11 protein-coding genes are annotated in these 12,042 nt (G+C 59.6%); all 11 read left to right on the top strand.

The window, feature by feature from the left end; translation table 11 throughout:
* Positions 1-426: 426 nt before the first annotated feature.
* The 11 genes from thrS (at position 427) to Q4D83_RS11980 (ending at position 11,518) form a co-directional block, all read left to right on the top strand.
* On the top strand, positions 427-2,412 hold the full coding sequence (gene thrS, locus Q4D83_RS12030; protein WP_303175556.1) for a threonine--tRNA ligase: 1,986 nt from the start codon (positions 427-429) through the stop codon (positions 2,410-2,412).
* Positions 2,372-2,968, top strand: a complete 597-nt coding sequence (locus Q4D83_RS12025; protein WP_303175555.1) for an HIT domain-containing protein — start codon at positions 2,372-2,374, stop codon at positions 2,966-2,968. The genes thrS and Q4D83_RS12025 overlap by 41 nt, the downstream gene beginning before the upstream one ends.
* Positions 2,969-3,018: 50 nt before the next feature.
* Positions 3,019-3,669, top strand: coding sequence for a phosphatidylinositol phosphate synthase (gene pgsA / locus Q4D83_RS12020; protein ID WP_303175554.1), 651 nt, complete (start codon positions 3,019-3,021; stop codon positions 3,667-3,669).
* On the top strand, positions 3,666-4,520 hold the full coding sequence (locus tag Q4D83_RS12015) for a phosphatidylinositol mannoside acyltransferase (RefSeq protein ID WP_303175553.1): 855 nt from the start codon (positions 3,666-3,668) through the stop codon (positions 4,518-4,520). Before pgsA ends, Q4D83_RS12015 begins: the two co-directional genes overlap by 4 nt.
* Complete coding sequence (locus Q4D83_RS12010) at positions 4,517-5,602, top strand: glycosyltransferase family 4 protein (RefSeq protein WP_303175552.1); 1,086 nt, start codon at positions 4,517-4,519, stop codon at positions 5,600-5,602. The genes Q4D83_RS12015 and Q4D83_RS12010 overlap by 4 nt, the downstream gene beginning before the upstream one ends.
* Positions 5,578-6,030: a hypothetical protein gene (locus Q4D83_RS12005; RefSeq protein WP_303175551.1), complete on the top strand. Its 453-nt coding sequence runs from the start codon at positions 5,578-5,580 to the stop codon at positions 6,028-6,030. The genes Q4D83_RS12010 and Q4D83_RS12005 overlap by 25 nt, the downstream gene beginning before the upstream one ends.
* A gap of 129 nt (positions 6,031-6,159) precedes the next feature.
* The gene (pdxS, locus tag Q4D83_RS12000) at positions 6,160-7,056 is read left to right on the top strand and encodes a pyridoxal 5'-phosphate synthase lyase subunit PdxS (RefSeq protein ID WP_303175550.1); all 897 of its coding nucleotides are present in this window, start codon (positions 6,160-6,162) and stop codon (positions 7,054-7,056) included.
* Positions 7,057-7,435: 379 nt separating this feature from the next.
* Positions 7,436-8,926 carry a TIGR01777 family oxidoreductase gene (locus tag Q4D83_RS11995; protein WP_303175549.1) on the top strand — a complete coding sequence of 497 codons (1,491 nt, stop codon included), beginning with the start codon at positions 7,436-7,438 and terminating at the stop codon, positions 8,924-8,926.
* A 175-nt stretch (positions 8,927-9,101) separates the two neighbouring features.
* A complete protein-coding gene (locus Q4D83_RS11990; protein ID WP_303175548.1) occupies positions 9,102-9,953 on the top strand; it encodes an acyl-CoA thioesterase II in 852 nt (283 codons plus the stop codon).
* Between the two features lie 71 nt (positions 9,954-10,024).
* A complete protein-coding gene (gene pdxT / locus Q4D83_RS11985) occupies positions 10,025-10,660 on the top strand; it encodes a pyridoxal 5'-phosphate synthase glutaminase subunit PdxT (RefSeq protein WP_303175547.1) in 636 nt (211 codons plus the stop codon).
* Between the two features lie 105 nt (positions 10,661-10,765).
* Positions 10,766-11,518: a YebC/PmpR family DNA-binding transcriptional regulator gene (locus Q4D83_RS11980; RefSeq protein ID WP_303175546.1), complete on the top strand. Its 753-nt coding sequence runs from the start codon at positions 10,766-10,768 to the stop codon at positions 11,516-11,518.
* Positions 11,519-12,042: the final 524 nt, after the last annotated feature.

The raw sequence follows: 12,042 nt of genomic DNA, 5'->3' as shown, positions 1-12,042 counted from the left end.
ACACCCAACAATTCACAGCCACACCAAACACCACCAACACAAACGTGGCAAAAGGCAACACAACAGAGTATTACCCAACCCCGACCCACCACCACACCACACAACAACACCCCACACCACGACCAACACCCAAACCCACCCCAACACACCCCGCAACTAAACCCTCAGCTTTCGGGGAGCCGGAGTGTTCGGGGTGAAACTGTAAGGGGTAGTATGTCCGGCAGGCATTTCGGTTGACTGCCCCTTTTTTCGTTTTGCGTGGGGTAGCGCATGGTTTTTAACATCCGGATTGTGTGATCGATTGCGGGGACGGCCAGGTATGTCGCCTCCCGCCTGAGCGCAAAAGGAGCGCGTTACGTGTGTATTTGTGATAATCCCCAGCATGCTGGTTTCCGGGTTCCCGCTGGGGTGCCGGTTGGCGCTGCGATGCGGGAATTGGAGTTGCCTAATAAGGGCCCGGAAGCGATTGTGTGTGTCCGGGATGCTGAGGGGCAGTTGAAGGATTTGAGCTTTGTGCCCGCTGAGGATGCGGTATTTGTTCCGGTCCCTGCGAATACGGAGGAGGGGCGCAGTGTTATTCGTCACTCCACTACACACGTGCTTGCGCAGGCGGTGCAGGCTGAGTTCCCGGGAACGAAGTTGGGGATCGGCCCCGCCATTGAAAACGGCTTTTATTATGATTTCGATGTTGCGGAACCGTTCACGCCTGAGGATTTGAAGCGCATTGAAAAGCGCATGAAAAAGATCATCAAGTCGGGTCAAAGGTTTGAGCGGCGCGTCTACGATTCTCTGGATGAAGCCCGTGAGGCTCTCGCTGCCGAACCCTACAAGCTGGAGCTGATCGAGGATAAGGGCAATGTAGATCCGAATTCGGAGGAAGCCACTGAGGTTGGCGCTGGTGAGCTCACCGGCTACTACAACTTGAATCCGCGTTCGGGGGACGTCGAATGGTATGACTTGTGCCGCGGCCCGCATGTGCCTACCACCCGGTATATTCCGGCGTTTGCGCTGACGCGTTCTTCTGCTGCGTATTGGCGCGGCGATCAGGCGAATGCTGGGCTGCAGCGTATTTATGGCACGGCGTGGGAGTCCAAGGAGGCGCTTGACGAATACCAGACAATGTTGGCGGAGGCGGAGCGCCGTGATCACCGCCGCCTTGGCGCCGAGCTTGATTTGTTTAGCTTCCCCGATGAGATCGGCTCTGGGTTCCCCGTGTTCCATCCGGATGGCGGTATTGTGCGCCTTGAAATGGAAGAGCATTCGCGGCGCCGCCATATTGCTTCGGGTTATTCCTTTGTGAATACTCCGCACATCACTAAAGGGGATTTGTTCGAAAAGTCCGGTCATTTGGATTTTTATGCGGATGGCATGTTCCCCCCGATGCAATTGGATGGGGAAACGGATGCGGATGGCAATGTGACGAAGCAGGCTCAGGATTATTACGCCAAGCCGATGAACTGCCCGATGCATAACCTTATTTTTGCTTCCCGTGGCAGGTCCTACCGTGAATTGCCGCTGCGGTTGTTCGAGTTCGGCACGGTCTACCGTTATGAAAAGTCCGGCGTCATTCATGGCTTGACTCGCGCCCGCGGTTTTACCCAGGACGATGCGCACATTTATTGCACTGAGGAGCAGCTGGAGCAAGAGCTTTCCACGGTGATTGATTTCATCATTTCACTGCTGCGTGACTACGGCTTGGATGATTTCTACCTGGAGCTTTCCACCAAGGACCCGAAGAAGTTTGTGGGTTCGGATGAAATCTGGGAAAAGTCCACGGAGATTTTGCAGCGGGTGGCCGATAGGTCTGGCCTTGATCTTGTGCCGGATCCGGGTGGCGCTGCGTTTTACGGGCCGAAGATTTCCGTCCAGGCGCGCGACGCGATTGGCCGCACGTGGCAGATGTCCACGGTGCAATTGGATTTCAATCTGCCGGAGCGTTTCAATTTGGAGTACACGGCGTCCGATGGCACGAAGAAGCGCCCGATCATGATTCACCGCGCCCTGTTTGGTTCGATTGAACGTTTCTTCGGTGTGTTGCTTGAGCATTATGCGGGTGCGTTCCCGGCGTGGCTTGCCCCGCACCAGGTGGTGGGCATTCCGGTGGCGGATGATTTCGTCCCTCATCTTGAACACGTGTGCGCTGAGCTCCGGGAGCGTGGGATTCGTGCCGAGGTGGATACTTCGGACGATCGGATGCAGAAGAAGATTCGCAACCACACTACGGGCAAAGTTCCGTTTATGCTGCTTGCAGGGGCCCGCGACGTGGCCGCCGATGCCGTAAGTTTCCGGTTCCTTGACGGTTCCCAGGTGAATGGCGTTCCGGTCGCGGAGGCCGTTGAGCTGATTGAACGGTGGGTTCGCCAGCGCATCAATGACCAGCCGAGTGAGGAATCTGTTGCAGCACGACGATAGTTTTGTGGACCAGGGTTTGGGCACCCCGGACCGCCTCGAACGTTTGTGGGCGCCGTACCGGATGCACTACATCGCCCAGGGCGCGGAGCAGGAGCATGGTAGTTCCCGCGATCCGTTTTTAGAGGTGCCGCGCATGAGTGATGAGGACGGCCTGATCGTCGCCCGCGGCGAACTTGTGTACTGCGTGCTGAATCTGTTTCCGTACAATTCTGGCCATATGCTGGTGGTTCCGTTCCGCAAGGTGGCGGAGTTTGAGCATTTGACGCCGCCGGAGATGACGGAGCTGATGTTGTTTGGGCAGACGGCTATCCGTGCGTTGAAGCAGGTGTCACGTCCGCATGCTATTAACCTTGGGTTTAACCTGGGGCGTTCGTCGGGCGGTTCCGTGGGCGATCATTTGCACATGCATGTGGTTCCGCGGTGGAGCGGCGACGCCAATTTCATGACGATTATCGACGGCGTGAAGGTCCTCCCGCAGGTGTTGCGCGACACCCGTGAGTTGCTGGCGCGCGCGTGGTCTGAACTTGAAGACGCGCCGGGTACCGTCACACTGTAGGAATGAGCAACACCAGGTCCGCAAGGTCCTTGGTGAGGGAAGGTAGTGCAATGCTGAGTGTGCACGGCCGTCGTCCAGCGGCGGTGGTTGTGGAGCCGGTTGCTAAGGCGCTCCTCGCTGTGGGGGTGGCGCCGAACGTGGTGACTGTTGTTTCCGCCGCCTGCACTATCGCATTGGCCGTTTGTTTGATTCCCGCCGGGCACCTCGTGTGGGCCGCAGTGCTGTCTGGGTTGTTCGCAGCCATGGACTTAATCGACGGCACCATGGCGCGGTTGCGCGGCGGCGGTACGAAGTTCGGCGCTACCCTCGACGCCACCTGCGACCGCATCACCGATGGTGCGTTGTTTTCCGCGATTACCTGGTGGTTGATTTTTACCTATCACGCGCCGACCGCCACGATTGTCGCCGCGTTTGTCGTCCTTGTCGCCTCGCAAGTTATTTCGTACGTAAAGGCGCGCGGTGAGGCCAGCGGTTTCACCATGGTTGGTGGTTTGATCGAACGCCCGGAGCGTCTGTTGATTGGCCTGGGCGGCATCGGCTTGACTGGGCTTGGTGTTCCGTTTGCTATCGACGTCGCGATCTGGGCATTAGCGTTCGGCTCCGTGTTGACGGTGGTCCAGCGCTTGGTGCAGGCTTCACGTTCCCCGTATGCGGGGGAGATCGTCGACCCGCCAGTGGGTTCGAAAGAGGCGGTGCGATGACTGTCGATTGGGCGCTGTTCGGCTATCGCATGGGTTGGCGATTAGTGCGGTATTTGCCGCAGTGGCTCGTCGGCGCCGGGTTTCGTTGGGGCGCGGACTGGGCCTCCCGCCGGGGCAGGGGCATGCCGCAATTGCGAAAAAACCTTAGCTATGTGGTCGGCGCGGAAGCCGTGACGGATCGGTTGATTCGCGATGCTGTCCGCTCATACGCTCGATACTGGATGGAGGTGTTTCGCCTGTCCACCCTGGTGTCCGAGGAGTTCTTCGACCAGGTGCGCGAATCTGTGCAGGGGCGGGAACACTTGGAACAATCCATCGCCAGCGGGCGCGGGGTCGTGTTGACGCTGCCGCATTCCGGGAATTGGGACGTTGCGGGCGCCTGGCTCGCGCACGATTACGGGGAGTTCACCACCGTGGTGGAGCGCCTCAAACCGGAGGAGTTGTTTCGGGAGTTTCTGCGCTTCCGGGAGTCCTTGGGTTTCCGCGTTATTCCGGACCGCGGTGGCAAGTCGCGCCCCTTTGAGCAGCTAGCGGCGGTGCTCCAGGGGGGCGGGATCGTGGTGCTTATGGGGGAGCGGGATTTGAAAGCCACTGGCGTGCCCGTGGAGTTTTTCGGTGCGCCCACCACCGTCCCAGCGGGCCCGGCGGCGTTAGCGTTGTCTACGGGCGCGTGCCTGCACGCAGTGCATTGTTTTTTCACGGACACCGGCTGGGGGTTTACCATTTCGCCGGAGATCGAGGTTGATCAGCTGCAACCTACCGCCCAGCGCATCGTTTGTGAGTTCGAAAAGGGGATCGGGGCGCACCCGCAGGACTGGCACGTGCTGCAACCCGTGTGGAGGGGCGAATGAAGATCGGCATGGTCTGTCCCTATTCGTTCGATGAGCCGGGTGGGGTGCAGGCGCACATTCTGGACCTCGCTCAACACTTCATCGACGCCGGCCACGAGGTGCGAGTCTTGGGCCCGTGTAGTCCCACCACCGAGGTTCCGGATTTTGTGGTGCGGGGCGGACGGTCGTTCCCTGTGCCGTACAACGGTTCGGTGGCGCGGATCGCGTTCGGGCCGGGCGTCGTCCGCCGGGTAACCAAGTTCCTTATCGAGGGTGAGTTCGATGTCCTGCACGTGCACGAGCCGAACTCGCCGAGTTTTTCCATGATTGCGCTGTGGGTGGCGGATGGTCCGATCGTGGCCACGTACCACACGTCCAGTCGTCGGTCGCGCGCGTTAAAACTCGTGGGGGTGCTGCTGCGACCCTGGTTGGAGCGGATTCGCGGCGGCATCGCGGTGTCGGAAATGGCGCGCCGTTGGCAGGTAGAACAATTGGGCGGGGATTCGGTGCTCATTCCGAACGGTGTGGATACGGAGCGCTTCGCCGCCGCCCGTAAACCCCCGCAGCCAACCCCGGAGATTGTGTTCCTGGGCCGCCTGGACGAGCCGCGGAAAGGGCTCGACGTGCTGCTGGATGCCCTCACGCGTGTCCAAGGTGAATTTACCTGCACCGTTATCGGTGGGGGCACGCCGCGAACGCAGCCACACGTGCGCTACGTGGGCAAGGTTTCCGACGCCGAAAAGGCGGAGATTCTCGGCCGAGCGGACATCTATGTCGCCCCCAATGTCGGCGGGGAAAGTTTCGGCATTGTGCTGGTGGAGGCTATGGCGGCGGGGTGCGCGGTGGTCGCGAGCGACTTAGAGGCATTTACCGCCGTTGCCGCAGACGCCGCCAGCTTCTTCCCGGTTGGCGACGCCGCCGCCCTCGCCCGCCAGCTCAGCGCACTGTTGGCCGACCCCGAGGCGCGGCGGCAATTGGCGGAGCGCGGGGTGCTACGTTCGCAACGCTTCGACTGGGACACCGTGGCCAACGATGTGATGCGGGTGTATGAAACCGTCGCCGGTGGGAAGGTGCGTGTATGTTCGCGCTTTGGCTCGTACTAGTTGCACTTGTCACGCTGTGCATCGCGTGGGCGTATCACACAGCGCAGCGCCTCAATCGTCTGCACATTCGAACCGATTGTGCGCGGTTATCCTTGCAGGCCGCCTTGGATCGGCGGGCGGCGGTGGTGGGGGCGCTGGGGCAGGACGCGGCGTCGATATGCGCGCACGCGGAGGCGGTGCCGCTGGTGCCAGAGCGGTTCGACCAACGCGCCAACTGTGAGCGCAAGGTGTCCGCAGCGATTGCCAAATGGGACGGGGACTTGCCCGCTGCGGTGGTCGATGCGGAAGCCCGCGTGCAACTGGCACACCGGTTCTATAACGACGCCGTGGCGGACACTCGCGCCCTGAGAGTGCGCCCACTTGTCCGGTTGTTCTATTTAGGTGGCACGGCGCCGCTGCCGGAGTTTTTCGAATTCGCCGCGATGTAGCTCGGTGCGCGATGTAGTTCGGCGGCGGAAGTCGGCGGCAAAAACCCAGGGCGGGTGTCTCGCTGGCGGCAAACCGGTTTATCATGGTTGGAAGTCGCATAGATTTCTACATAGGAGACTTGAGTTACAGTGAGCAACGACACCCCCACCCTCGGTACCGCCCGCGTGAAGCGCGGCCTCGCCGAAATGCTCAAAGGCGGCGTCATCATGGACGTTGTTACCCCCGAGCAGGCGAAAATCGCTGAAGATGCGGGCGCTACCGCAGTCATGGCGCTGGAGCGCGTCCCCGCTGATATCCGGGCACAAGGTGGCGTTTCCCGCATGTCCGACCCCGACATGATCGAAGGCATTATCGAGGCCGTGTCGATCCCCGTGATGGCCAAGGCGCGCATCGGCCACTTTGTGGAGGCCCAGGTGCTGCAATCCCTCGGCGTGGATTTCATCGACGAATCCGAGGTGCTAACCCCTGCCGACTACAAAAACCACATCGATAAATTCGTCTTCGACGTGCCGTTTGTGTGCGGTGCGACGAATCTTGGTGAAGCGCTTCGCCGCATCAACGAAGGCGCCGCCATGATCCGCTCCAAGGGCGAGGCCGGCACCGGCGACGTATCCAACGCTATTACGCACATGCGCTCGATTCGCGCGGAGATTAACCGGCTGAAGTCCATGGCTACCGACGAGCTGTACGTGGCCGCCAAGGAAATGCAAGCGCCATACGAACTGGTGCTCGAGGTTGCGCGTACCGGGAAGCTTCCCGTGGTGCTCTTTACCGCCGGCGGCATCGCAACGCCTGCCGACGCCGCGATGATGATGCAACTCGGCGCCGAAGGCGTCTTCGTCGGTTCCGGCATCTTCAAATCCGGCAACCCCGAACAGCGCGCAAAAGCGATCGTGCAGGCCACCCAAAACTTCGACGACCCCGCAACGATCGCCAAGGTTTCCCGCGGCTTGGGCGAGGCCATGGTTGGCATCAACGTCGACGAAATCCCAGTACCGCATCGGTTAGCTGACCGCGGCTGGTAGCCGCACACGGGGATCGGGGGGGGGATCAGGGGTGGGTTCGGGGCGGTGGGGTGTGTGCGACATATCTGGATGTGAGCGCTGTTTCTAGTTCTCCGGCGATCCCAGCCGCGCTGTGCCAGTTTCGGCTCGACGTTTTTTGAAGCGTTGGACGGATTTGCCTTGCCGCTCAGGCACATTCGACACGGTGCTTACGCGTCTTGCGGAAATGCGGCCGTGCGGCATCCGAGGTGTCGAATCTGCCTGAACCCGAGATCCGAGCAGCCTCGATGAGTTGTGCGCGTCCGTTCTAGAGTTGGTTATTCTTGGGCGTATCGGTGACCGCAGTGACGATACGGCGCGAACTGTGGTGAATAGGGCGGGCCAGGTGAGGAGCCAAAATATGTTGACTTATGAGTACGCGGATGAGTTTCCGTGGGCGCGAGAATCCGTCTCCGCTTATTACGAATCTCCTGGAGCTATCGTCCGCCTTTCCCCTGAGTGGTCTGCGTGCGTGGTGCAAGAACCCACGCAAGGGTTGCGGGTCGGATCACGCAGCGAACTTGTATTGCGGCCAGCGTGGCTTTCGATGCTTTCGGGGCGGGCATTGCCGGGGTTGTTGCGGCCTGGGGTGCGGTGGGTTGCCGAACATATTGAATACGAACAAGGGCGCAGGTTTGTAGACCACATGGTGGAAGGGCCATTCGCGGATTGGCGGCACGAACACGTGTTTGTGGGGTTGGGTGGGGGAGCGGCCGAGCCGCGGTGCCAGGCGTCTGATCGCATTGAGTTCGATCTGCCCGAAGTCGGCCCGAGGCAAAATACGCGTGCGGGTGTGGCGTTGACTTCAATGATCTTCAACGAGCTCGATAGGGTTTTCGCATACCGAAGTGCTCAGACCCGCGCTGATTTAGAGTTTCAGGCGTGGTTGCGTGCCGTCACGGGCGCCGAAGCGGCGGCTGAACCGGCGAAAACCATTGCGATTAGCGGAGCAACTGGCCTGGTGGGCACCGCATTATCAGCGTTCCTGCGGGCGCTCGGGCACCGAGTGGTTGCGCTCACGCGCAACCCACCGAAAGCCGCAGTCCCCGGGGTGGAGTTTGTGTCCTGGAATCCGGAGAAACATGAGCTGGACCCGGAGAAACTCCTTGGTGTTGATGCGGTGGTAAACCTTGCCGGGGCGTCGATACTCGGGCCGTTTACGCAGCAGCACAAGCGTGCGATTTATCAGTCGCGGCGCGACGCCACTTGGACGCTGGTGGAGGCCATGAAAGCGGTGCGCAAAGATGGTGGTCCGCAGGCGCTGATTTCCGCCTCGGCGAGCGGGTTTTATGGCCACGATGCCGGCGAAGTCAGCGAATCCGGCGCGCGTGGGGACGATTTTCTGGCCACGGTATGTCAGGAATGGGAAGCCTCCGCACTTCGCGCTCAACAGTTCGATATCAGGGTTGCGTTAGTGCGCACCGGGCTGGTGCTTTCCGCGCGCGGCGGGTTGCTAGCTGCGCAAATGCCCCTGTATCTCGCAGGATTGGGCGGTCCGCTCGGCGGCGGGACGTCGTGGATGCCGTGGATTAGCCTCGAAGACATGGTACGTGTGTACGCTTTCGCTGCGCTCCATTCTGAAGTGAGTGGGCCCATCAATGCGGCGGCTCCGCATCCGGTGCAACAACGTGAATTTGCGAAGACGTTGGGCAGGGTGGTGCATCGGCCGGCACGGGTGCCAACGCCAGGATTTGTGCCGTCGCTGGTGTTAGGTCAGCAGGGTGCGCGGGAGTTGGCGTTGAGCTCTGCGCAGCTCGTTCCGGACGTATTAATCGAACACGGATTTGAGTTCAGGTTCCCCCGTTTGGAGTCCGCCTTGCGGCATTCGTTGGGCCGCTCAACGGCGAATTAACCGGCGCGCAGTCCAGCACGCTGGGCAACTGGCCTGTGCATCAGGGCGACTGATCGGTGAACCAATGAACAAGCCAGCCTGCGATCGGGGGTGCGTGAATAGTGCTGGCGGTGAAAGCGAGTACCCTGATATCCGCTTTGACCACCCCCGATACTGAGGAATCTGGAACGTAAACATGTCGCAGATTGAGACTATTCTGAGCCTCGAACAGATAGACCAAGATATTTTCCGCGGCGCCACCGTAGAAACGGCGTTGCAACGTACGTTTGGTGGACAGGTTGCTGCACAAACCCTTGTCGCTGCGACGCGGACCGTGGATGAGGCATACGATGTTCATTCGCTCCACGGTTACTTTGTTGCGCCGGGTAGGTCCGAAAAACCAACCGTGTTCTTGGTGGATCGCATCCGGGACGGCAGGAGCTTCTGCGCCCGTCAAGTCAAAGCGGTCCAGGATGGTCACCCGATTTTTATCATGCAGGCGAGTTTCCATCGCCGTGGTGATGAGGGAGTAACCCACTCCGATGTGATGCGTGAAGTGCCAGCCCCAGAGTCCATTGTGATGGACATGGATGCGATGCGGTACACCACGCGCAAGCTGTTAGAAGAGTGGTCAGAGTGGGACATTCGCGTGGTGCCTACAGAGCAGTTTCAGCACAATCCGTACACCCCAAGCCAGCAGGTGGTGTGGTTCCGTTCAAAGGCAAAACTGCCGGACGATGATACGTTCCATGTCTGCACCTTGGCGTATATGTCGGATATGACGTTGCTGCAATCTGCGCTGGTGCCGCACCCGGATGCGCAGGTACAGGAGGCGTCGCTGGATCATGCGATGTGGTTTCTCCGTCCCTTCCGCGCGGATGAGTGGTTGCTTTACGACCAAGTGTCGCCGTCCGCAGCCAACGGACGTGCGTTAACCCACGGTCGAATTTTCGATCGAACCGGGAATCTCGTTGCGGTTGTTACTCAGGAGGGTCTTGCGCGTACGCTCAAGCCGGGTGCGAAAGCCATTCCCATGACGGGGATCTAGGGCTTTCGCGCGAAATTGAGCAACATGTTTTGAACACCATTAACGTCATCGCAACAGGAAGCAGACAATCAGTGATCGGTATTTTGGCTGTGCAGGGCGGCGTGCAGGAGCACGAGCGCACGCTTGACCGTTTGGGCGTTGACCACCGGCAGGTTCGCCGCGTAGAACATTTAGACGGACTGAGTGGGATCATCTTGCCCGGTGGAGAATCCACCACCATGTCTAAGCTATTGGAGCTTGGCGGCATGCTCGAGCCGTTGCGCGCAGCTCTGGCGGCAGGTTTGCCTGCGTATGGCACCTGCGCCGGCATGATTTTATTGGCCTCGGAGATTTTGGATACTCGCCCGGATGCCCACTGCTTGAGCGCGATTGATATGACGGTGCGCCGCAACGCGTTTGGCCGGCAAGTGGATTCCTTCGAGGCAGATTTGGCGGTTGACGGCGTTGCCGAACCGGTTACCGCGGTGTTTATCCGCGCTCCTTGGGTGGAACGTGTTGGCGATGAAGTCGAGGTGTTGGCGCGGGTGCCCAGTGGCCCTGCTGAGGGCGCGATCGTGGCGGTGCGGCAGGGCAGATGTATGGCTACGTCTTTCCATCCGGAGGTTACGGAAAATACGGCGATTCACCAGCTGTTTTTGCGCATTGTAGACGCGGCTGGGTACCTGCACGCACTGCCGAGCGAGGAAACCATATCCCGCAGCGTATAATCGACCACCTGTAATGCCGGATTTGCGGCGACGTAAAACTAAGCAGCTGAGTGCGCGTAAGTACGACTTCGTGCTGCGTATCAATGATCGAAGAAAGGTACGGACATGGCCGGCCACTCTAAATGGGCAACCACCAAGCACAAGAAGGCGGCGAATGACGCCAAGCGTGGCAAAGAGTTTGCCCGGCTGATTAAAAATATTGAGGTAGCGGCCCGAATGGGTGGGGGAGACCCGGCCGCTAACCCGACGTTGGATGACATGATTAAGAAGGCCAAAAAGGCCTCCGTGCCCAACGATAATATTGAGCGCGCCCGTAAGCGCGGTTCCGGTGAGGAAGCCGGTGGCGCCGATTGGGAAACCATTATGTACGAAGGTTACGGCCCGAACGGTGTCGCAGTCCTCATCGAATGTTTGACCGATAACCGGAATCGTGCCGCTACCGAGGTTCGCACTGCCATGACCAAGAACGGCGGAAATATGGCCGAATCCGGCGCCGTGTCCTACCTCTTTACTCGAAAGGGTGTCGTGCTCGTGGCCAAGGGCGAACTCGCGGAGGACGACGTCCTGCTCGCGGTCCTCGACGCCGGGGCTGAGGAAGTCAACGACCTCGGCGAACAGTTCGAAGTGGTGTGCGCTGCCGGCGACATGGTTGCCGTTAAAGAAGCGCTTATCGACGCCGGCATTGAGGTCGACGAGGCCGATTCGGATTTCCGTGCATCGGTGGAAGTCCCCCTCGAAGCAGACGGTGCCAAGAAAATCTTCCGCCTTCTCGACGCCCTCGAAGATTCCGACGACGTCCAGAACGTCTATACGAATATGTCCCTCAGCGATGAGGTTCTCGCCGAAATCGAAGGCTAATTCCTCTTTATCCCGACACCCAGTGTTCCATGCCGGTCACTGGGTGTTCGCCGTATAAACCTCCGCAAACAAATGGCCTTCCAAGATTTTTCGGGTATCCGCGAAGGTCATGAATCCGCTTTCTGCACTGCCCAAGGTCTTGGCGTTAGTCTTACAAGCGTTCGAGTTTTTGCCACCCCATGTGCTGCTGGCGCCCACACTCTTGGCTGCGGCGATCTACCTCCTAGCATTGTCCACATTTGGACCCTCGGCGCCGGAATCATTGCACTCAAACACCAGCGCCTCGTGCCCATGGTGCTTTCACACCTGATTATCAACTTCGTATTCATCCTCCCTGCACTGCTTATTTCATCACCACTAGGGGTTTAGTTGCGGGGTGGGTTTGGGTGTTGGTCGTGGTGTGGGGTGTTGTTTGGTGTTGGTGGTGGGTCGGGGTTGGGTATTACTCTGTTGTGTTGCTTTTTGCCATGTTTGTGTTGGTGGTGTTTGGTGTGGCTGTGAATTGTTGGGTGTTTTCCACAGGT

Origin of the sequence: Corynebacterium sp., from assembly GCF_030532715.1 — a bacterium.
GTDB lineage: Bacteria > Actinomycetota > Actinomycetes > Mycobacteriales > Mycobacteriaceae > Corynebacterium.
Note: the sequence above shows the minus strand (reverse complement) of the source record. Positions and strands in the feature narration are given on the sequence as shown.